Below are 26354 nucleotides of genomic sequence, written 5' to 3'. Positions count from 1 at the left end.
GACTTTGATCGACGACAAGCGAACGCTATCGGCCCTCTGTCGGCGAAGTGTCATGATCGCCGTGCACCCTTCCGGCAACGTCCGGGATTTCGCGAAGAAAGCTATGACCTTTCTGAAGCCTTTTGCCGAGCGTCTCGACGAAGCGCTTCTAAGCGCTCGCGACCCTTGATCCGCGCTGCGGCCTGCGCATCACCAGACAATGGCGGCGTGATCGTCAGCCATAACCGGACGAACAGCGCCAACGTCTCCACCGTGACTCCAAGGTCGCGTTCGATCCGTTGCGCCTGGCGTGACTGCCGGTCCATCCGGCGGGTGAAGGTCGCCCCGCGCCGACCGGCGGCATCAGGCGACAGGAACGACTCCACGGCCGCCTCGACGATGGCCGATCGCGAGATGTTCTTGCGCTCCGACAGCTCGTTGGTCCGGGTGATCATCTCGACGGGCAAGGTGAGGTTGTTTGATGATCGAGTGGGAATGACCGGCATCTATCTGCCACACGTTCTTCCTAAATAAGACTTGCCCCGCAGCGCTTCACGGCAAGAGCGTTGCGCTCTTTAAGCGGCAGGAAAGCCGATCAGTCTGGCATGGATTTTCAGGGTGGCCCTTCATGGGCCAATCTCCGCACCATCTGTTCTCGCCTGCCGCATCAGCTGCACTTCCGAGCGGAGCCACTCGGCCGCAGCGCTGACGCTTGCGTTCCGCGATTGGGCACTGTTCATGACAAGATGGTACGTATACCCGTCAATGGACGGGCCAAAGGGCTGCACCAGGTGACCAGCGGCAAGTTCGTCTGCCGCGAGCGCCAAACTCAGCAGCGCGATCCCCTGTCCCGCGACCGCCGCCTGGATTGCATGTCCTTCGTCTGAAAAGCGGAGTTGTCCGAGGGGGGAAGTCCACGGCAGCCCAGCTTGCGCAAACCAGTTCTCCCAGGTCGGGTTCAATAGGTGAGTTCTCTTCCATTGGAAATGAATGAGAGGAACCGTGTTCAGATCTTGAGGCGAAAGTGCGCCGAAGTTTGGATGCGCAAGCGGTGCGAACTGATCTGCAAACATAACCTCAGTAAGTAACCCTGGATAAGGTCCTCGACCGTAGCGGATGGCGATATCGATCGCGCCATCAGCAAGGTCGACGGTTTCGTCTGAGGCATGCAAATGCAGATCTATGCCGGGGTGCAGCTTTCGAAAATTGGCAACCCTAGGAACCAGCAACTTCACCGTGAAAGCGTTGGTCGCAGAAATCGTCACCCGCGCTCTTTTCTGTGATCGCACCAAGCGCTCAAGCATGGCCTCGAAACCGTCGAAACCATCCCGCAGCACAGGGTAGAGCTGCACGCCGGCTTCAGTCAGGACGACTTTGCGGACTTTTCGCTCGAACAGCGTCAGGCCGGTATGTTCCTCGAGTGAGCGGATCTGGTGACTAATCGCCGTCGGCGTCACGGCAAGTTCATTCGCCGCATTCTTGAAACTGCCATGCCTGGCGGCCGCCTCGAATGCGCGAAGGGCGGAAAGAGGAGGAAGTCTGCGCATTAGTTTCACTATATAGCTGAATTCAATTCATCCAATGCCTGACAAATTGGAATTTGTCGATCCCTACATTCGCTCACATATCATAGGGGAAGCCGAAGCAAAGGAGATGAATTCATCTCTCCTTCGGCGCTTAAGAAGGATCGGACAATGCTGGAACGCGTCATTACCAAACCTGACCATTACGAACCTTTCCTGCTGTCGCAGGGCATCAAGTTCGGCAACCTTCTGTTCATCTCTGGCCAAGCCGCAGCGGGAGAGGACGGAAAAATTGTAAGCGGCGGTTTCCGTGCTCAAGGCGAGCAGGCTTTTGCCAATCTTCGCCGGGCTTTGGAGGCCGGGGGATCGAGGCTGAAGGATGTCGTCAAAGTGACGATTTTCGTCACCGACATGGGCAATTTTCAGGAAGTCGTCGAACTTCGCCGCAAGTTCTTCTCCAAGCCCTATCCGGCCGACACGATCGCTGAGGTCAAGGCCCTCTACGACCCTGAAGCTCTGATCGAGATCGAAGCGATTGCGGCGGTTCTGCCCTCCAAAAGCAAGGTTCGCCGTGCGTGACGGCGCATCCGTTACGCCTATCAAAAGGATTTCCGAAATGCCTCATCTCTCACAAAACCCGTCCCTTTTTTCGATGGACGACAGGCGTGCTCTCTGGGCTGGCCGAATTGCCTCGGGGCTGGCCGTAGCCTTCCTGACATTTGACAGTGTGATCAAGCTGATACCGCTGGACGTTGTGCTTGAGACGTATCGCGCGATGGGCTGGCCCGCAGATATTGGGTTTGCCCAGGGCATGGGCTCACTCTTGCTGGCCTGCATCATGCTCTATGTCTGGCCGCGCACAGCGTTTCTGGGTGCAATCTTGCTCACCGCCTACCTCGGTGGCGCTATCGCCGCCCATGTCCGTATCGGCAGCCCGCTGGTCAGCCATACGCTCTTTGGAGTTTACCTTGGCGTCTTGGTGTGGGGTGGGCTGTTTCTAAAAGACCAGAGACTTCGCCGGCTGTTTCCCATCACGCGTAAAGACTGAGCAAAAAAAAGCTTCCAAATCTCTTCTGCGCACTGGCAATAGCGCGCAGAAGGACGAATGGTTTGCAGCATTGCGCGCGCGAAATTTTTTAGAGTATCGTCCTGTTCAATGACAGCGTTTGGTGTCAGTCTGTCCGCAACCGTAGAAAGAAACCGGCCCCGCCAGCAGCTTGCAGGAAAGAGCGAATGAAACCTTCCGACCGCTTCTATTCGATGATCGACTACACGTCGTCCGGCGCTGAAAGTCAGCCGGACATTGCATTGGCGTTTGCGCAGATTCAAAACGATTGGGTTGCCACGTATCCCGGCTTTATCGTAGCCCGGTTTCTGGCCAGCACCGATGGCGGGATTGTCCGTGCCGTCGTGGAATGGGAGAACGAGGAAGCCTTTCGCGACTTCGAGCAAAAGTCGGATACCAAGGGACGGATGGCTGCGCTGGAGACCGTGTTCAACCGGCTGTCAACGAGCGGCACACGCCTGACGTTTCGTGCGATCGGCGACGTCGAGCCGCAGCCTGCAATTGTTGATAAGGCGAGTGCCACCTGAATATTTCAGGCTGCTTGGTAGATCACAGCAGCAGTGACTGTTGCGCCGGCTCCGTTGCGCCGACATGGATACCTTCCAGTTCCAGCATCCGGACCTTGGCCGTCGCGCCGCCGGGTGCTGAAAATCCCCCGACCTTGCCCCCCGCGGCAAGTACGCGATGGCATGGGATGATTAAAGGCACCGGGTTCCTGGCCATCACCTGACCGACATCGCGGGCGGCTTGCGGCCCGGCGCCAAGCGCCTTGGCGAGACTGCCATAGGTGGTCGTATGGCCCCAGCCAACGCGGCGGAGCACATGGTAGATCTGCCGGGAAAATTCGTCCTGACCATCAAGATCGAGGGCTACATCTGAGAAGTCGATGGTCTCGCCGTCAAAATACCGCCGGACGGCAGTGATGAGCTCGCTGATAGCGGGCGTCGGCGCACCGCGTTCGGCGCTTGGCACGCGGCGCATCACGTTGCGTTCGGTGGCTTCAGCACTTCGCGTCGGCAACTGGAACCGAGTGATGCCGATATCGTTCCAGGCAATGCCGCAATAGCCGCCAGCTGTTTCGAAGACGTGATAGGTCTGTGCTTTCTCTGCCATTGTTCCGTTCCTTCCGTTCCCCGCGCAAGGCAGCGGGTCAAAATTGCTTTGTCGCCGGTCAGGCTGCCGCGTTGAGGCGGTTGCGCTCCAGTGCCAGCAGATATCGCTTGGCATCCAGCCCCCCGGCAAAGCCATGCAACTGCCCATCCGATCCGATGGCGCGGTGGCAGGGCACGATGATCGACACCGGGTTTTTGCCATTGGCTGCTCCCATCGCCCGGTACGCTTTTGGATGGCCAATCTGCCGTGCGATGCCGGCATAGGTTCGGGTTTCGCCGAAAGGGATTGTCAACAGTGCCTCCCAAACCGCCTTCTGGAATGGCGTGCCGGCCAGATCAAGCCGGACGCTAAAGTCCGTCCGGACGCCCGCGAAATACTCCGCCAGTTGCCGTTCCGTTTCAAGCAGAACAGGGTGATCTGGCCCCTCTGACCGTTCCCCGAGCCTGACCCGCTTCGGGTCATCCTTCTCCCAGAGAATGGCAGCCAAACCATCGCCTTGGGCAACCAGTTCAAGTCTGCCGACAGGCGAGACGATGATTTTGTAAACGTAGATCATCGTCTGAGTTTCGCGCAGTTTTCCTCGTCCTGCCACCCGTTTCTTGCATTGGAGTGCCGTGTCCACGGCGATATTTCCCTCTGGGCCGCAGGGTCAAATTGGCGCAACGCTCGCCGCGATCCGTCACGGAGGTGTGGGAATAAATTCATATTGTTCCTGTTTTGTTCTTGATCTAAAACTCGACTCGGGTATAGTGGCAACATCCAAAAAGAGATGAGGTCTGCCATGCTTGGAAAAGCCGGGAATGAAGTTGTGCGCAGTGAACAGAAGTCCTTTTCGTTCGGTCATGTCGGTGGCGCCGCGGCGCTTCGGCCCCGCCAAAGACATGCCGACGATCTTGGAAAGAGCAATCTGTTCTTAGCCCTCGTGCCGGAGCGGGATGTCGCGTTGCAGGCCGTCGAGACTGGAAGGGATATCGCTCAGCGTTACGGCCTATCGAAAAGCCCGCGGCCGCATGAACTGATACACGTCTCGCTCAATGGCATCGGTAAGTATCCGGATTTCCCGGACGATATCGTCTTCGCCGTCTCGGCAGCGATGGCCACCGTCAAGGCTGCACCTTTCGAGGTGAACTTCGATCGTGCCATGTCCTTCGCCGGCGCGAAGGCTGTCGTTCTGGCCAATGCGATCCGCAGCGAGGAAATGATGGATCTTCATGTCCAGCTTGCCAAGGAAATGTGGGCTGTGGGTCTGAACTTCACCTACAATCCGCGCTTCATGCCGCATATGACGGTGCTCTATGATGAGACGCCGGTGCCGGAGCATATGCTTGCGGAGCCTGTCCGGTGGGTTGCGCGCGAATTCGTGCTCATCCGAAGCTTCATCGGCAAGAGCGAATACGAATATCTCGATCGCTGGCCGCTGCTGGATTGACCAGTAGTTATCACCTGAAGCCTGTCGGGGCGGGCTTCAGGCGTACTTGGATTGTTCGGTATTCCCGAACGTAAGTTCCGGTGTTGGGCGGCTAGCGCGAACCGGAGGCGAATGCGATCTTGCCTGCATCAGACGGCCATTCCGGCCCGTCGCAACGTTGGAAGATCGTCATGCTCCGCTCTCTGATCGCATCTGCCGTTATTGCTTTCGCCGCTCCCGCTTTGGCCGAAGGCGTTCCGAAATATCCCGCAGAATTCACCACGCAGGAAATCGCCACCAACGGCACGACGCTGCATGTCCGGATCGGTGGCAAGGGACCGGCGGTCGTCCTGTTGCACGGCTACGGCGAAACCGGTGACATGTGGGTGCCGCTGGCTGTCGATCTTGCCCGGGATCACACGGTCATAGTGCCCGATCTACGCGGCATGGGGCTTTCTGCCAAACCCGCTGAAGGTTACGACAAGAAGACGCAAGGCCAGGATATCGCCGGCGTGCTGAAGGCACTGAATGTGAAAAAAACCGATGTGGTCGCCCACGATATCGGCAATATGGTCGGTTACGCCTTCGTTGCTCAATATCCGCAGGACGTGACCAAATTCGTGCTGATGGATGCACCGATCCCGGGTGTCGGGCCATGGGAGGAAATCCTCAAGCATCCACTGCTCTGGCATTTCCGCTTCGGCGGGCCGGATATGGAGCGCCTTGTCGCTGGCCGTGAGCGCATCTATCTCGATCGCTTCTGGAATGAATTCTCCGCCGATCCGAAGAATTGGGACGAGGCTTCGCGGCAGCACTACGCCGCTCTCTACGCCCAGCCCGGCGCGATGCATGCCGGGTTTGCCCAGTTTGCAGCCTTCGATCAGGATGCGATCGACAACAAGGAACTTTTGGCCAAGGGCAAGCTGACTATGCCTGTCCTTGCCATCGGAGGCGAAAAATCCTTCGGGCCGACCATGGCTGTTGTTGCCAGTGCTGCCGCAGACAATGTCACCGGTGCCGTGATCCCGGCATCCGGCCATTGGCTGATGGAAGAACAGCCGGAAGCGACCGTTTCGGCGGTCCGGTCCTTCCTCGACAGGAAATGAGTTTTTTGCCGCTGCGAAAACCCTTTTGCACTCCTTCGGCGTGTGGTGTTCCACGCGCCGAAGGAGTTTGTGAGTTCACGGCCGCCGCAATACCGCGATGCCGAACATGCTGCAATTTTTGGCATCTTGCGCGCATCGGGTGGAAGCCGCATAAGCCCCTGAAATTACAAAAGGGAGGACATTCATGGATAGTTCTGAAATCGTCATCAAGGGGGATACGCCAGGTATTGAATGGCGGCTTCCGGTGATCCGGTTCAAGGGCAGCGACGCCAAGGCGCCGAAAATCTACATCCAGGCAGCATTGCATGCCAATGAACTTCCGGGCACAGCACTCCTGCATTTCCTGTGCGAAAAGCTGCGTCAGGCCGATGCCGATGGCACAATTCTCAGCGATATCACCATCGTCCCGCAGGCCAATCCGATCGGTACGGCGCAATCGCATTTTGGCGATTTGCAGGGGCGTTTCGATCTGGGCTCGCGCACCAATTTCAACCGCGAGTTTCCGCTAATCCCGATTGGTGAGCGCCAGACTCTGGTCCAAGATCTGGAGCGTTATCCGGCAGTCGAACAGCTGAAGCGGCAGCTTCTGCATATGGCGGTAGGTGCCGATCTAATGCTCGATCTGCATTGCGACGACGAATCCGTACAATACACCTATGTCGATGAAGCCTTCTGGCCCGAAGCCTCGGATCTGGCATCGGCACTCGATATGGAGGCCGTGTTTCTGGCTGACGGCGAAAGCAGCGCCTTCGAGGAAGCTGTCGGCTATGCCTGGAAGCATGAAACAGCCGAAAAGGCAAAGCGGCTACCCGGCCGCCTCGCCGTCACGGTCGAGCTTCGCGGCACGCGCGACGTCTATCCGGACATGGCCCGCAAGGATGCCGACGGGCTCTGGCGCTTTCTTGCCGCACGCGGTGCCGTTGGCGGCACCATTGCGGCTCTCGATCCTTACAAGGGCAAGGTGACGCCGCTCGACAATATCGAGATGATCCGTGCGCCTGATACCGGTACCGTGCTGTTCCATCGTACCATCGGCGATACCGTCGCTGCCGGTGATCTGCTTGCGACGATCGTAACCGCGCCGGGAATGGAAGGCGGCACGATCGATATCCACGCGCCCCAGGCGGGCCTGGTCGCGACGCGCACCTCACAGCGTTTCGCCCGCCGCCGCGACAACCTGATGAAGATCGCCTGCGACGAGCCGACAAAGGCCGTGCGCAAGCCGGGTGCGCTCGAAGCCTGAGTGATGCCCTTCGCTTCCCGTGATTTGCAGGCAAACCAAGCCGCCTGACCTTTGTGCGCGAAAAATATGGACAATCGCCGCATCGCTGGCGGTTGTCATATTCCCTTTATGAACTTGCGCTCTTTAGCCGCGAGCCGCCCGGACCTGTTCCGGCAAGGCACGCAGGAGAGAATGCATGCCCGTTTATGATCTCGCCGTCGTCGGTGCCGGTATCGTCGGCCTCGCCCATGCCTATGCGGCGGCGAAACGCGGCAAGAGGGTTATCGTCATCGACCGCGATGCGCAGGCCAATGGCGCTTCGGTGCGCAATTTCGGTTTCGTCACCGTCACCGGCCAGGGCGTCGGCGATTGCTGGACCATGGCGCGGCGGGCGCGGGATATCTGGGCAGATACCGTCGACAAGGCCGGCATCGCCGTCGTTCAGCGCGGCATGGTGCTCGCCTCCCGGTTCGATGAATCCGAAGAGGTGATCGATGCTTTCCTGCGCACAGACATGGCAGAGGGCTGCGCAAGGCTGACGGCGCGCCAGGCGCAGGAGCATATTGCCTGCCTGCGCACCGACGCTGCTCGCGTCTCGCTCTACAGCCCGCACGAAATCCGCGTCGAATCCCGCACGGCGATCCCACTGCTAGCGCGATTTCTTGAAGAGCAGCTCGGCATCACCTTTCTGCGCAGCACCACCGTTACTGCGGTCGAACCGCCGCATGTGGAAACGGCGGATGGCGTGATCGAGGCCGAAACGGTGGTCGTTTGCCCAGGCGACGATTTCACCGGCCTTTTTGCCGAGCGCATTGCTGCCTACAATGTCACCCGCTGCAAGCTGCAGATGCTGCGCGTGCGGCCGCGCCAGCCGGTCCGTTTCAAGACGGCCGTGATGTCCGATCTCGGGCTCGGCCGCTATCTCGGCTATGCCGACCTGCCCGAGGCGGAGCAGCTGAAAAAGCGCCTCGATGCCGACCTGAAGGCGGAGCGCGACAACGGCATCCACCTGATCGTCACCCAGTCGGCCGATGGCTCGCTGGTCGTCGGTGACAGCCATCATTACGCCACGACGCCCGATCCCTTTGCCTCGGAAGCCGTCGATGCGCTGATCCTTGGAGAATTCGACCGGGTACTCGATCTACCGGGACGCGTGGTCGCGGAGCGTTGGCTCGGAACCTACGCTTCCGCGCCGGACCGCTGGCGTTTCACCGACAAACCTTCCGACAGCGTCCGCGTCGTCGTCGTCACCGCCGGATGCGGCGCCTCAACGGCGTTTGGCATCGGCGAGGAAACCATTAATGAACTCTATGGGAGTGCCGCATGAGCAAGTTCAAGGCCGTCATATTCGATTGGGCCGGCACCGTCATCGATTTCGGCTCCTTCGCACCGATGGGCGCCTTTGTCGAAACCTTTGCCAAATTCGGCGTCCACGTGACCATTGCCGATGCGCGCAAGCCGATGGGACTGCCGAAACGCGCCCATATCAGCGCCATGCTGTCCGAACCGCACATCGTGGCACGCTGGACCTCGGCGCAGGGGTCGGCACCGGACGAAAGCGCCATCGACAGGGTCTATGAACTCTTCGTGCCGCTGAACGAAGAGGTGGTCAGCGACTATTGCACGCTGGTTCCCGGTACGCTCGAAACGGTCGCTTATCTGCGCGCCAAGGGCATGAAAATTGGCTCGACCACCGGCTATACCCGTTCCATCATGGAACGCGTCCTGCCGCTTGCGGCCGAACAGGGCTTTGCGCCCGAAAACCTCATCTGCACCGACGATCTGCCGCTTGGCCGCCCGACGCCGATCGGCATGTACAAGTGCTTCCTCGACCTGATGGTCTATCCGGCCGGCGCGGTGATCAAGGTCGACGATACCGAGCCTGGGATTGCCGAGGGCGTGGCCGCCGGCTGCATTACGGTTGGTCTGACGCTGTCGGGCAACGAGGCTGGCCTGACCCTGACAGAGCTTTCCGCTCTTTCGCCGAACGAACGCGCGGCCCTTCATGAAAAGATCGGCGCCAAGCTCAAGGCCGCCGGTGCTGATCACATCATTGAAACCGTCGCCGATCTGCCGCAACTGATCGATATGCTGGAGCGCTGATCCGTCCGGTTCGGCATATTCTCAGCCGGATATCTTCATGCTATCCCGCATACCGGTAAAAAGGGATTGAGCATGAGCGTGACCATTTACGGCATCAAGAATTGCGACACGATGAAGAAGGCGCGGACCTGGCTGGAGGGCCAGGGGATCGCCTATGATTTCCACGACTACAAGGCCTCCGGCGTCCCGCGCGAAGCGCTTGAGCGCTGGACGGCAGCCTTGGGCTGGGAGACGGTGCTGAATCGCGCCGGCACGACGTTTCGCGCGCTTCCGGATACCGACAAGCAGGACCTCAACGAAGACAAGGCGATCGCCCTGATGCTCGCCCAACCGTCGATGATCAAACGCCCGGTGCTCGACCACGACGGCAAGCTGACCGCTGGTTTCAAGCCGGAAATCTATGGCGGCCTTTTTCAAGGGTAGACCATGTCGAAAAGCACCCGCGCGACGCTTGCGCTGACAAAGGCCGGAGCGGCCTTCACCGTTCATACCTATGACTACGACCCTTCCGCCGACCGGATTGGCATGGCGGCGGCCGAAGCATTGGGCGAGGAGCCGCGCCGCGTGTTGAAGACGCTAATGGCGGAGGTCGATGGCAAGCCGGTCTGCGTCGTCGTGCCCTCCGATCGGGAAGTCAGCATGAAGAAGCTGGCGGCGGCCTTTCATGGCAAGTCGGCCAATATGATGAAGCCGGTCGAGGCCGAGCGGCTGACTGGCTACCACGTCGGCGGCATCAGCCCGTTCGGGCAGAAAAAGCCGGTGCCGACGGCGATCGAGGAGGCTGCCCTTGCCGAGCCGCTGGTCTATATCAATGGCGGCCAGCGCGGCCTGCAGGTGCGGTTGGCACCCGATGATGCGCGCAAGGCACTGAACGCGGTCGCAGCTCCCCTGATCGCTTGAGAGAAACACAATGTCCCAGATGACCGAGACGCTTTCGATCCTTGAACCCTATCCCGGCATCTTCGCCTATTATGACGGGCGGATTGAAGGCAAGCGGCTGCATGCCGAAGGCCCGAATTGGCTGGATGACGGCGCCTACTCGCTCGGCGTTGCCTCCTATGCCATCGTCGATGGTGACGACGCACTGGTTTATGACACCCATATCTCGCTGGCGCATGGGACCGCGATCCGCACACATCTCGAGAGCCTTGGCGTCCGCACGATCCGCGTTGTGCTCAGCCACTGGCATAAGGATCATATTGCCGGTACCGCCGTGTTTGCCGATTGCGAGATCATCGCCCTCACGTTGACAGCGCAGAAGCTAGAGGAGAACCGCGACAGGATCGAAGCGGCCAATCCGCCGATTGCGCCGCTGATCATGCCCACACGGCTGTTTGATGAAAAACTGGAGCTCATGGTTGGCCAGCGCCGGGTCGAACTGCATCATTTTGCGATCCACAGTTCCGACGGCAATGTCATTTGGCTGCCGGACGAAAAACTGCTGCTGGCCGGCGATACGCTGGAGGATACAGTTACCTACATTGCCGAGCCCAAGCAGATCAGTACGCATATCGGCGAACTCCGGCGTCTGCGGGAATGGCCGATCGACAGGATCCTGCCGAGCCATGGTGATAGAGCCCGGATTGCCGAAGGCGAATATGCACCGGCGCTGATCGATGCGAACCGAAGCTATCTGGAGCGTTTGTCGGCAGCAATTGCGCAAGGGGAAACTGTGATCCCGCCACTGAAAGATTTCATCGCCGCCGACATCGCATCGGCTGCCATCCTCTATTTCGCGCCCTATGAGGCGGTCCACCAGAGCAACATCGCCGCCATGACCGCTGCCTTGCGATGATGGGCGCGGTCGCGCAAATGCACCTTCAATTTCGCCGCAAAGCGCACTAAGTCTTTCGCGTGATGTAAATTCAGCAGACAGGCACCCCATGACCCATCCCGCCCATCAAGCCGTCGATCCCGTCAAACTGGACAAGCTCGCCGAAGTCGCCATCAAGGTGGGGCTCAGGCTCGAGCGCGGACAGGATCTCCTGATCACAGCGCCGATCGCGGCACTGCCGCTGGTGCGGCTGATCACCAAGCATGCCTATATCGCCGGCGCCGGGCTGGTGACGACGTTCTATTCCGACGAGGAAACGACGCTCGCCCGTTACGCCCACGCCCCCGACGAAAGCTTCGACAAGGCGAGCGGCTGGCTCTACGACGGCATGGCCAAGGCGTTCGGGACCAATACCGCCCGTCTCGCCATCTCCGGCGACAATCCGATGATGCTGGCAGCACAGGACCCAGCCAAGGTGGCACGCGCCAACAAGGCAATGTCGATGGCCTACAAACCGGCACTGGAGAAGATCTCCAATTTCGACATCAACTGGAACATCGTCTCCTATCCCAACCCTGCCTGGGCCAAACAGATGTTCCCGGACGATGCGGAAGCCGTTGCCGTTGAAAAGCTGGCCAATGCGATCTTTGCCGCTTCCCGCGTCGATGTCGCCGACCCCATCGCCGCCTGGGCTGAACATAATGCCAATCTCGCCAAGCGCTCCGGATGGCTGAACGGCGAGCGTTTTTCCGCCCTGCATTTCACAGGTCCCGGCACCGACCTGACGGTTGGTCTTGCCGATGGTCATGAATGGCATGGCGGCGCATCGACGGCCAAGAACGGCATCACCTGCAATCCCAACATTCCGACCGAGGAAGTCTTCACCACGCCGCATGCGCTGCGCGTCGAAGGCCATGTGTCGAGCACCAAGCCGCTGTCGCATCAGGGCACGCTGATCGACAATATTCAGGTTCGTTTTGAGGGTGGTCGTATCGTTGAGGCCAAGGCGTCGAAGGGCGAGGAAGTCCTGAACAAGGTGCTGGATACCGACGAGGGTGCAAGGCGTCTCGGCGAAGTGGCGCTGGTGCCGCATTCCTCGCCGATCTCGGCCAGCGGCGTGCTGTTCTACAACACGCTGTTTGACGAAAATGCCTCCTGCCATATCGCGCTCGGCCAGTGCTATTCGAAATGCTTCCTGGATGGCGCGTCGCTCAGCCAGGAACAGATCGCGGCGCAGGGCGGCAATTCCAGCCTGATCCATATCGACTGGATGATCGGTTCCGGCGAGGTGGATATCGATGGCGTGCGTGCCGATGGCGCCAAGGTTCCCGTCATGCGCAAGGGCGAGTGGGCTTGACCACGCTCGGCGTCATCGGCGGAACCGGCTGGCTGGGTGGGGCCTTGCTTCGCCCGGCCCTTGCCAAGGGTTTCGTCGCTGCCGCCGATCTCATCCTGTCGTCGCGCAGCGGCAACACGGCAGGCTTCGAGGCCTGGCCGGATATCCGGTTCACCACCGATAACCGGTCTCTGGCGGCGCAATCGGATATCGTCATTCTTTCGGTGCGGCCGGAGGACCTCGACGCGCTGGACCTCGATCTGTCCGGCAAGCTGGTCATCTCGGTCATGGCCCGAGTTCCGGCAGAGGCGCTGCTTGCACGCTTCAACAGCGAACGCATCATCCGCGCCATGCCGAATGCCTGCGCCGAGCAGGGACTGTCTTTCACCCCTTGGCTTTCGACACCGGGCGCAACCGATAACGATGCGGCCTTTGCCGACAGCTTCTTTGCCTGTTCCGGAAAGACGACGAGACTGTCCACGGAAAGCGATCTGGATTATTTCACCGCCTTGACCGGTTCAGGCCCGGCCTTCATCGCCGCCTTTGCCGATGTGATGATCCGTGACGCGATTGAAAACGGCGTGGCTCCGGATGTTGCAGATATCGCTGTCCGTCAGCTCTTTCTCGGCTCCGGAACGTGGATGGCCGGCGCTTCGGAAACGCCGGCCGATACGGTCAAAATCTTCACCGACTATGGCGGAACCACCGCCGCCGGTCTGACGGCAATGCTATCGTCCGATATTGCAGGGCCGATCTCCAAGGGGCTGGCGGCCGCGAGGGACAAGGCCGCTAAGGACTGACGGTTTTCGTTGTGACCGTTGCAACGGGACGCGGTGCCATCTGCGCTCGTTGGCCGAGCCATACGCTCACCAGCACAGCGGCCATGCCGATAATCTGCAGCGGCGTCAGGTTCTGGTTCAGCACACCCCATCCGAGCAGCGTTGCCACCAGCGGGCTGAGGAAGCCGAGCGATGCGACGGCGGCGGGGTCGAGCTTGGACAGGCCACGAAACCACAACAGATAGGTAAAGGCGGCACCGATCAGCCCCAGCCATGCCATGCCAAGCACATTGGCCATGGTCGGCACTGGCAAGGCCGGTTCAAACAGCAGAGCCACCGGCAGCAGCAACAGACCGCCGGCGGTCAGTTGCCACGCAGTAAAGGTCAGGCTCGATACGGGCGGTGCCCAATGGCGTGTCAGCACGGTTCCAAAGGCCATGGAGACTGCGCCGGCCAGTCCGGCAAGGATGCCGATCGGGTCGAGCGCCGCTCCGGGCGTCAGCACCAGCAGACCGACGCCGGCCATGCCGACAATGCCGGCGACAATCGCCTGCGTCTTCACAGGTGTGCCGATCAGCATCCGTGCCAGCATGACGACGATCAGCGGCTGGATGGCGCCGACGGTTGCTGCGACGCCGCCGGGCAGGCGGTAGGCCGAGACGAACAGCATCGCCCAGAAGAACGAGAAGTTGAGCGCGCCCAGGATGAAGCTGCGCGCCCACCAGATGCCTTGCGGCAATTGCCGGACGATCAGCAGCAGGATGAGACCTGCCGGCAAAGCGCGCAGCATGGCGACGGTGAGGGGATAACCATGCGGCAGGAATTCTGTGGTGACCAGATACGTGCTGCCCCAGATGGCGGGTGCAATCGCGGTCAGGCCGATGTCGGTGAGGGAAGAGGGTTTTGTCTTCATTTGAAGTATCTCGATTTCAAGATAAAATCAGGATATCATCGATTATCTTGACGTCAAGATGAATTCTGCGTACCAGAAAACCATGGATGAAGATCACGTCGATAGAATTTTGGCGCAATGGCGCAAGGAGCGCCCGGACCTTGAAGTCGCGCCCATGGGCCTTCTCGGCAGGCTGGCGCGGCTATCGACCTATCTCAGCCGCGAGGTCGAGAAGACCTTTTCAGAGTTTGGACTGTCGTCGGCGAGCTTCGACGTGCTGGCGGCCCTGCGCCGCTCCGGCAACCCCTATCGGTTATCGCCCGGCGATCTGCTGGCCACGACGATGATCACGTCGGGCACGATGACCAACCGGATCGATCAGCTGGAAAAGGCAGGGCTCGTCGAGCGGTTGACCAACCCGGAGGATCGTCGCAGCGTGCTGATCGCACTGAAACCGGAAGGGCTCGATCTGGTCGAGCGCGCTGTCACCGTCCATGTCGCCAACCAGCACCGGTTGACGGCGCTGCTCGATCCGGACGAGCGGAAAGCGCTGGATGCAATCGCCAAAAAGTATCTGGCTTCGTTCGAGTAAGACTTAGAGCATTTCCGCTTTTCTTCGAACCGCGAAAACGCTCTAACTTTTTGTCTTTGCGCAATTCCGGACGCGCTACGCACTTTTACTGGAATTGCTCTAGCAGGCGAGATCGGCAACCACGGCATCGAGGATCAGCATGCCGGCCGGCGTGCAGCGCAGGCGGGAATTGCCCAGCCGCTCGATGAAGCCATGTTCGATCAGGAACTGTTCGCGGTCCGGATCGGGCTCGCGGCCGGACAGGTCCTGCCAGCGGACGAGGTCTATGCCTTCCTTCAGACGCAGGCCCATCAGCAACAGCTCGTCGGCCTGCTCGCCGTAGCCCAGCACTTCCTGATCGACCATGCCGTGGCCATGGTCCTCGACCAGTTGCAGCCAGGTTTCCGGCTTGCGTTCTGTCGCGGTGGCGATCTTGTCGCGGCCGCGCGTCAACCTGCCATGGGCGCCCGGGCCGATGCCGGCATAGTCGCCATAGCGCCAGTAAGTGAGGTTGTGGCGGCTCTCGGCGCCAGGTGCTGCATGGTTGGAAACCTCATAGGCCGGCATGCCGAAACCTTCGGTGATCTCCTGCGTTGCTTCGTAGAGCACGGCGGAATGCTCGCCGTCGGGCACGATCAGCTTGCCCGCCTTGTGCAGGCCGTAGAAAGGCGTGCCTTCCTCGATCGTCAACTGGTAGAGCGACAGGTGATCGACGGCATAGGAGACGGCCTGCTTCAACTCCTGCTCCCAGGCCTCGACGGTCTGGTTCGGGCGGGCATAGATCAGATCGAACGACATGCGCGGAAAGATATCGCGCGCCAGGCCGATCGCCTTCAGCGCATCCTCGACATTGTGCAACCGGCCGAGAAACTTGAGATCCCGGTCGTTCAGCGCCTGGACGCCGAGCGAAACTCGGTTGACGCCAGCGGCGCGGTAGCCGCGAAAACGGGTTGCCTCGACGCTGGAGGGGTTGGCCTCCATGGTGATCTCGATACCGTCGGGCACATGCCAGAGATTGGCAATGCCGTCGAGAATGGCCTCGACCGTCGCCGGGTTCATCAGCGATGGCGTGCCGCCGCCCATGAAGATGCTGGTGACGGTGCGTGGCCCCGACATGTGCCGCATCGCGGCCATTTCGGTCAGAAACGCCGTGACGAAACGTGGCTGATCGACCGGCTGATGCCGGACATGGCTGTTGAAGTCACAATAGGGACATTTGGCAGCACAGAAGGGCCAATGCACATAGACCCCGAATCCGGGCTCCTTGCTGTCACCGATGGAAGAAAAAGTGGCCATTCTGGTTTGGGTCTTTCAGGCGCTCGGGCGCGATGTCGTTAAGGTCGTGTCGTATGTTGGTTGCTTGGCATCGCAACTTACTACACCGTCATTCCTGTGCTTGTCACAGGAATCCAGCCACGCGACGTCCGTCGCGTGAAGGAGCCTATCGCGCCGCAGACGCGGCGCTGCTGGATCCCTGTGACGGGCACAGGGATGACGGAGGATGGTTGACCCGTCAATTACCACCTCGGAGATTGAGGTGGCCACTGAAAAACTGGCAAAGAATCGGCGAAGCCATCACTTTACGCACTCAGGCACGTCTCCGCAAAAAGCTTGAACGCCCGGGCGCGGTGCGACAGCGCGTCCGTATCGCCGTGCTTCCAGCCGTGCTTCCAGCCGTGCTTCCAGCCGTGCTTCTCGTCACCGCTCATTTCGCCGAATGTGGTGTCGTAGCCGAGCGGTTGAAAGACCGGGTCGTAACCAAAACCTTGGTCCCCGCGCGGCGGCCAGACGATATGGCCTTCGACCTCGCCACGGAACAGCTCGACATGACCGTCCGGCCAGGCAAGGCACAGCACCGAGACGAAGCGGCCGGTGCGCCGGTCGAAGGCGGTGGCGCCTGCCTCCTGAATAGCGGTCTCGACCTTTTGCATTGCCATGGCGAAATCGCGCGTACCGTCGGCAGTCTCCGCCCAATTGGCGGTGTAGACGCCCGGATCGCCGTTCAGCGCATCGACGACAAGGCCGGAATCGTCCGAAAGGGCAGGCAGGCCGGAGGCCTTTGCCGAGGCCAGCGCCTTGATCGTGGCGTTTTCCTCGAAGGTCGTGCCGGTCTCGTCCGGTTCGACGAAATTGAGATCGGCCGCCGATTTGGCTTCAAAGCCCATCGGGCCGATCAGGTCGCGGATTTCGCGGATCTTGCCGGCATTGTGGCTGGCAACGATCAGGGTCTTGTCTTCAAGCTTGCGCATGGCGCCTTTCTCATCCGGCGGTCAGTCGCCGCCCATTCGTGTCAATCGATAGCCCAGAGGCTGGCCTCGGCGCATTCCAGGCTGTTTCCGGCCGGATCGCGGAAATAGAAGGAGCGTGCGCCCGATGGCCAAAGCACCTCGGTTTCGATCGCAATACCTACGGTCTTCAGCTTCTCTTCCCAGCCGCCGAGCTGGCCTTTCGGCACCCGGAAGCACATATGTCCCGGGCCGTGCGTGCCATGTGGCGGAACCTGCAGCCCGTCTGCCAGCGGCGGTTTGAGCGTCTCCGCCGGATTGAAGATCAGGAGAACGCCGGGGCCGCAGCGAAAGAAGATATGCCGGTTGCCGGCGCGGCTGATTTTCTCAAGACCGAGAACGGAGCCGTAAAACGCCTCCGCCGCATCGAGATCGTCAACGTAAAGCGCCGTCTCCAGAATGCCTTCGAACGGTGCGGCCATGGCTCAGCCCCCGATTGCCTGCTTCTGCATGCCGACCAGTTCGGCAATGCCGTTCTTGGCAAGGCCGAGCAGCGTGCCGAATTCCTCTTCGGAAAAAGGCTTGCCTTCTGCCGTTCCTTGGATTTCGACGATGCCGCCAGAGCCGGTCATGACGAAATTGGCGTCGGTTTCAGCGGCCGAGTCTTCCAGGTAGTCGAGGTCGATCACCGGCTGATTGGCGAAGATACCGCAGGAGATCGCAGCGATATGGTCTTTCAGGACCTTTTCCACCTTGATCATGTTGCGCGCTTCCATCCAGGCGAGGCAATCGCGCAGCGCAATCCAGGCGCCGGTAATCGAGGCGGTGCGGGTGCCGCCATCGGCCTGGATGACGTCGCAATCGATCGAGATCTGACGTTCGCCGAGTTCCTTCAGGTCGACCACGGCGCGAAGCGACCGGCCGATCAGTCGCTGGATTTCCTGGGTGCGGCCGCTCTGTTTGCCCGACGCAGCCTCGCGCTTCATACGCTCGCCGGTGGCGCGCGGCAGCATGCCGTATTCGGCGGTGACCCAGCCCTTGCCGCTGTTGCGCAGCCATGGCGGCGTCTTTTCTTCCAGGCTCGCCGTGACCAGCACATGCGTATCGCCGAACTTTACCAGGCAGGATCCTTCTGCATGTTTGGAAACATTGCGCTCGAAGGAAACCTTGCGCATCTGGTCGGTTTTTCTGCCGGAAGGCCGCATCATGAACTCCTTTGATGTTTGTCAGCCTTCTAACCTAAGTTCGGAGGAAGGGAAATCATTTGCGCTAAAAGAGTGGAGTAGGGCCAAAAGGCGCTGTACGGCGGGCTCTCCAGCCAATTTCCCTTTTGCTATCCGGGCCGGGATCACTATATTTCAATTGACTTCAACAACATGGGTTTTTGCGTTCGAATGATGGTGGATAAATCTGCAATGCGGGAAAGGCTTTCGGCGCTTGACGAGCGTTCGGGCGAGATCTTCCGTCGCATTGTGGAAAGCTATCTGGAAAGCGGTGAACCGCTCGGTTCCCGCAGTCTGTCGCGCATCCTCCCGATGTCGCTGTCGCCGGCATCCGTGCGCAACGTCATGAGCGATCTCGAAGACCTTGGCCTGATCTATTCGCCACATATCAGCGCCGGGCGCCTGCCGACGCAAAATGGCCTGCGCTTCTTCGTCGATGCCTTCATGCAGGTGGGCGATTTGTCGCCCGAGGATCGCGCCTCGATCGACCGGCATGTCCGCCGCGTAGACCGCGACCAGCCTGTCGAGACGTTGCTGAACGATGCCAGCCAGATGCTGTCGGGCATGTCGCGCGGGGCAGGGCTGGTGATTACCGCCAAGAACGATCCGGTGCTGCGGCATGTCGAGTTCGTCCGGCTGGCGCCGACCAAGGCGCTGGCGGTCCTTGTTGGCGAACATGACCAGGTGGAAAACCGCATCATTGAGCTGCCGGCCGGCGTCACCAGCTCGCAGCTGACGGAAGCGGCCAATTTCCTGAATGCCCATCTCGCCGGGCAGACGCTGCCCGAGGTGCGTGGCCAGCTTGAAAAGGTCAAGGAAACGGTCCGGCGCGAACTCGATACGCTGAGCCAGGACCTGGTCGAGCGTGGCCTTGCCATCTGGTCGGGCAGCGAGGCGGATGACAAGCCGACGCAGCTGATCGTGCGCGGCCGTGCCAATCTGCTCGAGGGACTGGCCGGTGCCGAGGATCTCGACCGCCTGCGCATGCTGTTCGACGATCTGGAAAAGAAGGACAGCCTGATCGAAATCCTCAATCTGGCCGAAAGCGGGCCGGGGGTGCGGATCTTCATCGGGTCGGAAAACAAGCTGTTCTCGCTGTCCGGCTCGTCGCTGATCGTCGCGCCCTACAGGGACAGCGACGACAAGATCGTCGGCGCTGTCGGGGTCATCGGGCCGACGCGGCTGAATTACTCGCGCATCGTGCCGATGGTGGACTATACGGCGCAGCTGATGTCGCGTTTGTCGCGATAATCGGCCGGGAAGCAGCCGGTTTTTCCGGCAGCTTTCGATTGTACCCTTGATTTTTCGGCTTCAAAGCTCGATATCGACACCAAATCCTAGATATATTGACATTCCGGAGACCGTCATGACCGACGATATGAACAAACACGGTGCTGAAGCGAACGCGGACGAAGCAGCTGCCGCCTATGCCGAAGCCGCCGACGAGCAGGTCGATACCGCCGTTTCCGAGCCGGATCCGCTAGAGCTTGCCAAGGCTGAAGCCGCCGACATGCGCGACCGCTATCTGCGCCTTGCCGCTGAAATGGACAACCTGCGCCGCCGCACCGCGCGCGACGTCAAGGATGCAAAATCCTATTCCGTCGCCGGCTTTGCCCGCGACATGCTGGCCGTGTCCGACAACCTGCGCCGCGCGCTCGATGCCATTCCGGCGGAAGCGCGCGAGGCCGGCGATGTTGGCTTCAACGCACTGATCGAAGGCGTCGAGATGACCGAGCGCGCCATGCTGTCGGCACTGGAGCGTCATGGCGTCCAGAAGCTGGAGCCGGTCGGCCAGAAGTTCGATCCGAATTTCCATCAGGCAATGTTTGAAGTTCCGAACCCGGAAGTTCCGAACAACACCGTCGTCCAGGTCGTTCAGGCCGGCTACACCATCGGCGAACGCGTCCTGCGTCCCGCCATGGTCGGCGTCGCCAAGGGCGGCCCGAAGGTGGTTGCGGCAGAAGAAAACCCGGAAGCTTGAGGCTGAGGTCGCTCCATGCCGTGCATGGGGCGATAACCGCCGCACTGATTTCTTGGCGGCCAATCCCCGGGACTGGTGGGCGATTGGCTGTCAGATAACGGCTTCTATCAAAAAAGGGCCGTGACGCGACAAGGCGTGGCCGAGAAGACCCATGAACTCCTCGCAGGTGCGGGCACGCGCCGCTTCGACCCCCATGCCCTTTGCCATCGACACCCAGTCCAGCGACGGATTGTCGAGATCCAGCATTTTCCGGGCGTTTTCCCCGATCGTCTGAACTCCGACGTTGCGCATTTCTCCATGCAGTACCGCGTAGGTGCGGTTGGCGAAGATGATCGTGATGATGTCGAGATTTTCCCGCGCCTGGGTCCATAGTCCCTGAATGGTATACATCCCGCTTCCATCGGCTTGCAGGTTCAAAACCTTTCGGTCGGGGCAGGCGATCGCAGCACCGATGGACAAAGGTATACCGATACCGATAGCGCCGCCTGTGTTCATCATAAAATCGTGTGGAGCCGACTGTTCGGAAAGTGAAAAGAATCTTCGGGCTGAGGTAATACCTTCATCACAAACAATGGCGTTGTCCGGAAGTTTTTGCGCCACGATCACTGCGACTGCGTCTTCTGTGAGTGCTCCGCTGGGCCGCCCTTCATTTGCGGCGGTCCTTGCCTGCGGCACTGCCTGCGAATTTTTTATCCCCAATTCATCCCGAAGCGCCTCCAGCGCTGTTTTCAGGTCCTCTCCATGGGCTGCCAACGTCAGTACTTGGCAGCCTTTGTGAACCAGCCGCCCGGGCTTGCCGGGATATGCAAAGAAAGCAACCGGCTCCGGTGCGCCGACGAGGACGAGAACGTCAATGTCGGCCAGCATCTCCAATGCCGCGTCGATCGGGTAGGGGATGCGGGTTGGCGCCACGCGGCCGATACCGCGCTGCATATGCGCCACCTGCACTTCGCTGAACAGACGTACATCGAGCGCGGCCGAGATTTGCCCCGCGATCTCCAGCGAATCTGCGTATGCCGCCGTTCCTTTGACAAAGATAGCACTCCGGCCGCGGGCTTTGCGGATCGCTTCCGCTGCGCCGCGTATTGCCTCGCCCTTGGCGGCGGAAGGCTGGGGACGGTCGATCACTGCCGATGCGGGCGGCCTTGCTTCGCTCCACGCCGCATCCGCAGGCAGGATCAGGGTTGCGATGCCTGGAGGCGACAGCGAAGCGTGAATGGCGGCTTTCGTTGCCGTTGCAACGTCGTCTGGCCCTTCGATCCGCCTTACCCAGTTGGACATCGGTGCAGCCAGGCTCTCGATGTCCGATGTCAGAGGCGCGTCGAGAGGAAGATGGTAGGAGGCATGATCGCCGACGACGTTGATCATCGGAACGCGCGCACGCCGGGCGTTGTGAAGGTTGGCGAGCCCGTTTGCCAATCCCGGCCCGGTGTGAAGCAGCGTTGCTGCCGGCCGGTTGGTCATCCGTGCATAGCCGTCGGCAGCGCCGGTCACCACGCCCTCGAAAAGCCCCAGTACGCAGCGCATTTCAGGCCGGCGATCGAGAGCCGCGACAAAATGCATCTCCGACGTGCCGGGATTGGCGAAGCAGATATTGACGTCATTGGCCAAAAGCACATCGCACAGAATATCAGCACCGTTCATGGTCAGCCTCCCATCCGCCCATTGCCGCGTGAACGCTCAAGAATGATGAGCGCCCGCTGTTTCTACCACGCACACCATCTCCCAACAATTTGCGGCGCAGTACGTCATCTGTCCCCGCTGCCAAAGTGCACGAGATCACCCAAATAGCTGCTTCAGATGATCGTTCAAAAACCGCCCCTCCGGATCGAGCTTGTTCCTCAGAGCCCGGAACTCTCCCGCGCGTGGATAGAGTGCCGTCACATCCTCGGCACCCAGAAAATGCAGCTTGCCCCAATGCGGGCGTGAGCCGAACTGGCGCAGGATATCGTCGACATCCTTCAGGTAGTTCCAGTAGTCCGTGCCCGGTTGGCCCGAGACTGACAGCGTGATCGAATCCTGCTCGGAGAACGGGCTGATCCAGCCGCCATCGCCGGCGGTGAAGCGGTATTCGATCGGGTAGATGCAGGTCGGGTGTTTCTCCAGCATCAGCTTGCGCACCTCGGTGCAGGCCTGCTTGCCGTATTTGACCGGCACCGCATATTCCAGCTCGTGGAAATTCGGCACATATTCGATCGGGTAGATTTCCGAGGAATAGGCGATCTTCTCGAACGCGCTCTCCATCGGCGGCGCATCGGTGATGTCGATGGTCTTCATCTCGCAGACGTCAGACAGGCTTGTGGTGGTCGAGACCGAGGATGTATCCGGCAGGCAGTAGCAGTGGCGGCTCTCCGGCACGGGGCACCAGAAGAAGCCGAAATGGCGGTGGTTGGCAGCCAGATCGTCGTGGCTCTCCATGCATTCGTCGAAGGTGCAGCGCCACAGCTTCTCCTCCAAATTGTAGCTGTCCATCACCTGCAGGGTGATTTCGGAGATGACGCCGAGCATGCCGATGGAAACGCGGGCGGCGTTCAGCATGTCCGGCTCGCTATCATCGATGGCGAGAATGCTGCCGTCCGGCTGCACCAGCCGCATGCCGACGATCTGCGAAGCCATGTTGCCAAGTGTAAGGCCGGTGCCGTGCGTGCCGGTTGTCAACGCGCCTGCCAGCGCCTGGCTGTCGATATCGCCCTGGTTGATCATCGAAAGCCCGCTGCGCTTCAAGGCCTTGCCGAGCGTGTTGATCGTCGTGCCGGCATGGACGGAGACGCGTTTGCGCGCCGTGTCGATATGGCTGATGCCCTGCAGGCCGGACAGCGTCAGGTGCAGTCCGCTGGTCAGCGCCACCGGCGTGAACGAATGCCCTGAGCCGGCGCAGCGCACGTTCAGCCCGTTCGAGGTTGCCTCGCGCACCATATCCGCCAGAGCCGCCTCGCTGTCCGGTGCCCCCCGGTGCCTGACGATGCACGATTGATTTCCCACCCAGTTGCGCCAGTGTCCGCCTGATTCCATCATGGTTCGTTCTCCCCTTTGTTCTTCACATCGCGGTGAAGCAATTATCGACGAACAGATGTGTGCCGTTGACGAAGCTGGATTCATCGCTGGCGAGGAACAGGGCAGCCTGCGCCACCTCCATCGGATCGCACATCCGCCCCTGCTGGGCGGCGATCGCCGCGTCGGACACATCGACGCCGTACTTGGCAAGGCCGACCAGCTCGCGCTTGCCGTGGTCGGTGGCGATGAAGCCCGGGCAGACGGCGTTGGAGCGGATACCACGGTCGCGGAACTCCACCGCAATCGCCCGGGCAAACATATGGCAGGCACCCTTGGTCGTGTCGTAGAGCACTTCCATCGGCGTTGCCGCGACGGCTGAGATCGACGAGGTTGAAACGATACTGCCGCCACCGGCGGCCAGCATGCCGGGCAGCACGGCCTTGGTCATCAGGAACATCGAGCGCACGTTGACGGCCATCAGCCGGTCCCACTCGTCTTCTTCCGTTTCCAGAAACGGCCCGACGGCCAGGATGCCGGCATGATTGAAGAGAACGGTGATCGCCCCGAACGTATCTTCCACGGCCTTGACGGCCGCTTTGACCTCGGAAGAAACCGACACGTCCGCCGGCGCAAAGAAAGCCTGTCCGCCCTCGGCGCGGATCTGGGCTGCAACCTCTTCGCCCTTGCTGCGCGGCAGATCGACGATGCCGACGCGGGCGCCTTCGCGGGCAAACAGCTGGGAGGCGGCAAGGCCGCATCCGCCAGCGCCTCCACTGATCAACGCGGTCTTTCCGGAAAGTCTGCCTGCCATCGCCGTTCTCCTCGTGCTTTTGCTTTCCAAGGATTATTGTCGACGCAATGGGGGCTGTCGATATCCCATAAGGGATAGATCGCCCGAAGAATGTCCGAAGAATGAAGGTGCCGCTTTTGCTGCCAGACGAATCCCGCCAGATCGCCGCGCTGATAGATAGTCTCTCGACGCCGGGGTTCGGTGAGGCGCTCGATGCGATGCTGCGCGACGTCGCAGCGTTCGACCTGTCCGGCGTCTTCGTCTTTCCCTATGATGCTCGGCCACTACTGCTGCATGACGGCTATACCCGGCATGTCGCGCCGCAGGCCTGGGCTGCCTATCTCGGCGGCGCCTATCTGCTCGATCCCTTCTATGTCGCCTGCAACAACCGCCATCCGGCCGGTCTCTGGCGGATGCGTGATCTGGCCCCGGATGATTTCTTCGACACGCAGTTCAGTACGTCACGCGAGGTTCACCCGTGTGTTTCGACGCAATCGGGATCGCTGGTCGAGGAAGTCGGATTTCTGGTGCCGCTGGATGGCGGCGTCACCGCCACCTACTCGCTGATGCGGGTGAAAGGCCATCTAGGTTTCAGTGATGTCGAGCTGGAAAGCCTACGCGCCTATGAGCCGATCGTGCAGGCGGCGATCCGTGCGAGCTGGCGGCATGCGGCGGAAAGGCCGGTGCCAGCGCAGGCTGGACGGGACGATCTGATGGAGGAAGCGTTCGGCAGGCTCTGCTCCGAGCGGCTGACGCTGCAGCAGCGCAACATCGTGCGGCTTATCCTGCGTGGTCACAGCAATGGCTCGATCGGGGAGAGCATCGGCATTTCGGAAGGTACGGTGCGCATCCACCGCAAGAATATCTACAAGCGCCTGGCCATTTCCAGCCAGGCGGAGCTGTTTCGCATTTTCATCGATCACCTCAATCAGCACAAACTGTATTGAGGCGATCGGATCAGGCCGCGTTGGAGGCCTGGTCGTCGCTGAGGAAGGCGTAGATGGCGGATGCGGAATCCGTCGCGCGCAGCCGGGCGACCATTTCCGGATCACGCAACACGCGTGCAATCCGCGACAATGCCTTCAAATGATCGGCGCCGGCGCCTTCCGGCGCGAGCAACAGGAAGACCAGATCGACCGGCTGGTCGTCCAGCGCTTCGAAATCGACCGGCGATTCCAGACGCGCAAAAATGCCGACAATCGACGACAGATGGGCAAGCTTGCCATGCGGGATGGCAATGCCATTGCCGACACCGGTCGAGCCCAGTCGTTCGCGCTGAAGGATAACGTCGAAAATTTCACGTTCGGGTAGATCAGTGATCTTGGATGCTTTTGCCGCCAATTCCTGAAGCAACTGCTTCTTCGAATTGGCCTTCATGGCCGGAAGTATCGCATTCTGCTGCAGCAAGCCTGCCAATGCCATTCTTTTGTCCTCGTTCGCAGGTAGAAACCGCATCGCCCGGCAAAATGCCGGACGGCGGCTCCATCCATCTTTCTCTCGGCGCTTTACCGGCGGACCGTCAACGGTCTTCCATGCGTAAACCACCAGAAAAAAGCAGACTGTCCCGAGCCGGCTGACCGGCCCGGGACATCATCCACTTAGCTCTTTATATTGGCTGCGTCGATCCAGCCAATGTTTCCATCGTTGCGTCGATAGACGATATTCAACTGTTCATTGCCAGGACTACGGAACATCAGAACGGGATCATCTGTCATGTCGAGCGCCATAACGGCGTTTGCGACAGACATCGTCTTCAGTTGTTTCGAACTCTCCGCTACGATCGTCGGTGCATAATTATCCGGAAGATCATCGTCTTCATCGGGCACTGAATCCATAACGGTGTAGGCTACTTCAGCAAATCCAGCATGGCCATTGCCATTGTGGTGGTCCTTGAGCTTCCGCTTGTAACGGCGGATGCGCTTGGCAATCCGTTCCGACGCTGCGTCAAACGCAGCTTGCGGGTCGTTCGCTTCGCCGCTCGCCTGCAAGGCAGCACCAGAATCGAGGTGTATCTTGCAATCGGCGCTGAAGCGGGATCCAGACTTTTCCACAGTGACTTGGCTTGAATATCCTCCGTCAAAATATTTGGTTACGGCTTGTTCTATCTGATCTTCGATCCGCAGACGAAACGTTTCGCCGATTTCCATATGTTTACCGGATACACGCACACTCATGGAGTTTCCTCTCTTTTCGTGATTTGCGTAACCAGTCTATTCCAACCGCATCCGTCATCCAAGCACTTCACGCACGCAAAACAAATTTGCGTCAG

At 60.3% G+C, this 26354-nt stretch carries 30 protein-coding genes and 1 pseudogene; 17 read left to right on the top strand and 14 right to left on the bottom strand.

Annotation, left to right across the window (positions count from 1 at the left end):
* Nucleotides 1–25: 25 nt before the first annotated feature.
* A pseudogene (locus ACP7E0_RS10090) lies at nt 26–434 on the bottom strand (CopG family transcriptional regulator).
* A 171-nt stretch (nt 435–605) separates the two neighbouring features.
* On the bottom strand, nt 606–1526 hold the full coding sequence (locus tag ACP7E0_RS10085; protein WP_426124673.1) for a LysR substrate-binding domain-containing protein: 921 nt from the start codon (nt 1524–1526) through the stop codon (nt 606–608).
* Nucleotides 1527–1673: 147 nt separating this feature from the next.
* On the opposite strand from ACP7E0_RS10085, the gene ACP7E0_RS10080 reads away from it, so the two are divergent.
* The 3 genes from ACP7E0_RS10080 (at nt 1674) to ACP7E0_RS10070 (ending at nt 3095) form a co-directional block, all read left to right on the top strand.
* Nucleotides 1674–2081, top strand: coding sequence for a RidA family protein (locus ACP7E0_RS10080; protein WP_426124671.1), 408 nt, complete (start codon nt 1674–1676; stop codon nt 2079–2081).
* Nucleotides 2082–2118: 37 nt separating this feature from the next.
* Nucleotides 2119–2550, top strand: a complete 432-nt coding sequence (locus tag ACP7E0_RS10075) for a DoxX family protein (protein ID WP_426124670.1) — start codon at nt 2119–2121, stop codon at nt 2548–2550.
* 185 nt (nt 2551–2735) lie between these two features.
* Nucleotides 2736–3095 carry an antibiotic biosynthesis monooxygenase family protein gene (locus ACP7E0_RS10070; RefSeq protein ID WP_426124669.1) on the top strand — a complete coding sequence of 120 codons (360 nt, stop codon included), beginning with the start codon at nt 2736–2738 and terminating at the stop codon, nt 3093–3095.
* 22 nt (nt 3096–3117) lie between these two features.
* Here the strand turns inward: ACP7E0_RS10070 and ACP7E0_RS10065 are convergent, their stop codons facing one another.
* Together ACP7E0_RS10065 and ACP7E0_RS10060 are read right to left on the bottom strand one after the other, a co-directional pair.
* Complete coding sequence (locus ACP7E0_RS10065) at nt 3118–3681, bottom strand: methylated-DNA--[protein]-cysteine S-methyltransferase (protein WP_426124668.1); 564 nt, start codon at nt 3679–3681, stop codon at nt 3118–3120.
* 58 nt (nt 3682–3739) lie between these two features.
* On the bottom strand, nt 3740–4303 hold the full coding sequence (locus ACP7E0_RS10060; RefSeq protein ID WP_426124666.1) for a methylated-DNA--[protein]-cysteine S-methyltransferase: 564 nt from the start codon (nt 4301–4303) through the stop codon (nt 3740–3742).
* A 186-nt stretch (nt 4304–4489) separates the two neighbouring features.
* On the opposite strand from ACP7E0_RS10060, the gene ACP7E0_RS10055 reads away from it, so the two are divergent.
* The 10 genes from ACP7E0_RS10055 to ACP7E0_RS10010 all read left to right on the top strand — a co-directional run bounded on the left by ACP7E0_RS10055 (nt 4490) and on the right by ACP7E0_RS10010 (nt 13430).
* Nucleotides 4490–5110 carry a 2'-5' RNA ligase family protein gene (locus tag ACP7E0_RS10055; RefSeq protein WP_426124665.1) on the top strand — a complete coding sequence of 207 codons (621 nt, stop codon included), beginning with the start codon at nt 4490–4492 and terminating at the stop codon, nt 5108–5110.
* Between the two features lie 170 nt (nt 5111–5280).
* On the top strand, nt 5281–6195 hold the full coding sequence (locus tag ACP7E0_RS10050) for an alpha/beta fold hydrolase (RefSeq protein WP_426124663.1): 915 nt from the start codon (nt 5281–5283) through the stop codon (nt 6193–6195).
* Nucleotides 6196–6379: 184 nt separating this feature from the next.
* Nucleotides 6380–7438, top strand: coding sequence for a M14 family zinc carboxypeptidase (locus ACP7E0_RS10045; protein WP_426124662.1), 1059 nt, complete (start codon nt 6380–6382; stop codon nt 7436–7438).
* A 175-nt stretch (nt 7439–7613) separates the two neighbouring features.
* The gene (locus ACP7E0_RS10040) at nt 7614–8744 is read left to right on the top strand and encodes a TIGR03364 family FAD-dependent oxidoreductase (protein ID WP_426124660.1); all 1131 of its coding nucleotides are present in this window, start codon (nt 7614–7616) and stop codon (nt 8742–8744) included.
* Nucleotides 8741–9520 (top strand): phosphonoacetaldehyde hydrolase, encoded by a 780-nt coding sequence (phnX, locus tag ACP7E0_RS10035; RefSeq protein ID WP_426124659.1) that lies wholly within the window; start codon nt 8741–8743, stop codon nt 9518–9520. Before ACP7E0_RS10040 ends, phnX begins: the two co-directional genes overlap by 4 nt.
* A gap of 72 nt (nt 9521–9592) precedes the next feature.
* Nucleotides 9593–9943: an ArsC family reductase gene (locus ACP7E0_RS10030; RefSeq protein WP_426124657.1), complete on the top strand. Its 351-nt coding sequence runs from the start codon at nt 9593–9595 to the stop codon at nt 9941–9943.
* A gap of 3 nt (nt 9944–9946) precedes the next feature.
* Nucleotides 9947–10420: a Cys-tRNA(Pro) deacylase gene (ybaK, locus tag ACP7E0_RS10025; RefSeq protein ID WP_426124656.1), complete on the top strand. Its 474-nt coding sequence runs from the start codon at nt 9947–9949 to the stop codon at nt 10418–10420.
* A gap of 10 nt (nt 10421–10430) precedes the next feature.
* Nucleotides 10431–11315, top strand: coding sequence for an MBL fold metallo-hydrolase (locus ACP7E0_RS10020; protein ID WP_426124655.1), 885 nt, complete (start codon nt 10431–10433; stop codon nt 11313–11315).
* 88 nt (nt 11316–11403) lie between these two features.
* Nucleotides 11404–12651 carry an aminopeptidase gene (locus ACP7E0_RS10015; RefSeq protein WP_426124653.1) on the top strand — a complete coding sequence of 416 codons (1248 nt, stop codon included), beginning with the start codon at nt 11404–11406 and terminating at the stop codon, nt 12649–12651.
* Nucleotides 12648–13430: a pyrroline-5-carboxylate reductase family protein gene (locus ACP7E0_RS10010; RefSeq protein WP_426124651.1), complete on the top strand. Its 783-nt coding sequence runs from the start codon at nt 12648–12650 to the stop codon at nt 13428–13430. Before ACP7E0_RS10015 ends, ACP7E0_RS10010 begins: the two co-directional genes overlap by 4 nt.
* Here ACP7E0_RS10010 and ACP7E0_RS10005 read toward each other — a convergent pair.
* Nucleotides 13420–14322, bottom strand: a complete 903-nt coding sequence (locus ACP7E0_RS10005) for an EamA family transporter (protein ID WP_426124650.1) — start codon at nt 14320–14322, stop codon at nt 13420–13422. The two genes, ACP7E0_RS10010 and ACP7E0_RS10005, sit on opposite strands and share 11 nt — an antisense overlap.
* An 82-nt stretch (nt 14323–14404) precedes the next feature.
* Here ACP7E0_RS10005 and ACP7E0_RS10000 point away from each other — a divergent pair, with 82 nt between their 5' ends.
* The gene (locus ACP7E0_RS10000; protein ID WP_426124648.1) at nt 14405–14893 is read left to right on the top strand and encodes a MarR family winged helix-turn-helix transcriptional regulator; all 489 of its coding nucleotides are present in this window, start codon (nt 14405–14407) and stop codon (nt 14891–14893) included.
* 99 nt (nt 14894–14992) lie between these two features.
* Here the strand turns inward: ACP7E0_RS10000 and hemW are convergent, their stop codons facing one another.
* The 4 genes from hemW to rph form a co-directional block, all read right to left on the bottom strand.
* Nucleotides 14993–16168 carry a radical SAM family heme chaperone HemW gene (gene hemW / locus ACP7E0_RS09995; protein WP_426124646.1) on the bottom strand — a complete coding sequence of 392 codons (1176 nt, stop codon included), beginning with the start codon at nt 16166–16168 and terminating at the stop codon, nt 14993–14995.
* Between the two features lie 284 nt (nt 16169–16452).
* On the bottom strand, nt 16453–17121 hold the full coding sequence (locus ACP7E0_RS09990) for a non-canonical purine NTP pyrophosphatase (RefSeq protein ID WP_426124644.1): 669 nt from the start codon (nt 17119–17121) through the stop codon (nt 16453–16455).
* A gap of 41 nt (nt 17122–17162) precedes the next feature.
* Nucleotides 17163–17579, bottom strand: coding sequence for a VOC family protein (locus ACP7E0_RS09985; protein ID WP_426124643.1), 417 nt, complete (start codon nt 17577–17579; stop codon nt 17163–17165).
* 3 nt (nt 17580–17582) lie between these two features.
* A complete protein-coding gene (gene rph / locus ACP7E0_RS09980) occupies nt 17583–18302 on the bottom strand; it encodes a ribonuclease PH (protein ID WP_426124937.1) in 720 nt (239 codons plus the stop codon).
* A gap of 210 nt (nt 18303–18512) precedes the next feature.
* On the opposite strand from rph, the gene hrcA reads away from it, so the two are divergent.
* Nucleotides 18513–19571: a heat-inducible transcriptional repressor HrcA gene (gene hrcA / locus ACP7E0_RS09975; protein ID WP_426124641.1), complete on the top strand. Its 1059-nt coding sequence runs from the start codon at nt 18513–18515 to the stop codon at nt 19569–19571.
* 115 nt (nt 19572–19686) lie between these two features.
* Nucleotides 19687–20301 (top strand): nucleotide exchange factor GrpE, encoded by a 615-nt coding sequence (gene grpE / locus ACP7E0_RS09970; protein ID WP_426124639.1) that lies wholly within the window; start codon nt 19687–19689, stop codon nt 20299–20301.
* Between the two features lie 90 nt (nt 20302–20391).
* Here grpE and ACP7E0_RS09965 read toward each other — a convergent pair whose 3' ends face one another.
* The 3 genes from ACP7E0_RS09965 to ACP7E0_RS09955 form a co-directional block, all read right to left on the bottom strand.
* Nucleotides 20392–21945, bottom strand: a complete 1554-nt coding sequence (locus ACP7E0_RS09965) for an acetolactate synthase large subunit (protein ID WP_426124637.1) — start codon at nt 21943–21945, stop codon at nt 20392–20394.
* Nucleotides 21946–22080: 135 nt separating this feature from the next.
* Nucleotides 22081–23316 (bottom strand): D-arabinono-1,4-lactone oxidase, encoded by a 1236-nt coding sequence (locus ACP7E0_RS09960; protein ID WP_426124635.1) that lies wholly within the window; start codon nt 23314–23316, stop codon nt 22081–22083.
* Nucleotides 23317–23338: 22 nt separating this feature from the next.
* Nucleotides 23339–24106 carry an SDR family NAD(P)-dependent oxidoreductase gene (locus ACP7E0_RS09955; RefSeq protein WP_426124633.1) on the bottom strand — a complete coding sequence of 256 codons (768 nt, stop codon included), beginning with the start codon at nt 24104–24106 and terminating at the stop codon, nt 23339–23341.
* A 101-nt stretch (nt 24107–24207) separates the two neighbouring features.
* Between ACP7E0_RS09955 and ACP7E0_RS09950 the strand changes: the two genes are divergently transcribed.
* Complete coding sequence (locus ACP7E0_RS09950; RefSeq protein WP_426124631.1) at nt 24208–25032, top strand: helix-turn-helix domain-containing protein; 825 nt, start codon at nt 24208–24210, stop codon at nt 25030–25032.
* A 10-nt stretch (nt 25033–25042) separates the two neighbouring features.
* Here ACP7E0_RS09950 and ptsN read toward each other — a convergent pair whose 3' ends face one another.
* Nucleotides 25043–25507, bottom strand: coding sequence for a PTS IIA-like nitrogen regulatory protein PtsN (ptsN, locus tag ACP7E0_RS09945; RefSeq protein ID WP_060638096.1), 465 nt, complete (start codon nt 25505–25507; stop codon nt 25043–25045).
* 176 nt (nt 25508–25683) lie between these two features.
* Nucleotides 25684–26259: a ribosome hibernation-promoting factor, HPF/YfiA family gene (hpf, locus tag ACP7E0_RS09940; RefSeq protein WP_426124629.1), complete on the bottom strand. Its 576-nt coding sequence runs from the start codon at nt 26257–26259 to the stop codon at nt 25684–25686.
* Between the last annotated feature and the right edge of the window lie 95 nt (nt 26260–26354).

The sequence above is a fragment of the Pararhizobium sp. PWRC1-1 genome (assembly GCF_049897905.1).
In the GTDB taxonomy this organism is placed as follows: Bacteria; Pseudomonadota; Alphaproteobacteria; order Rhizobiales; family Rhizobiaceae; genus Pararhizobium.
The sequence above is the reverse complement of the archived record's forward strand: the minus strand, read 5'-3'. Positions and strand labels throughout refer to the sequence as shown.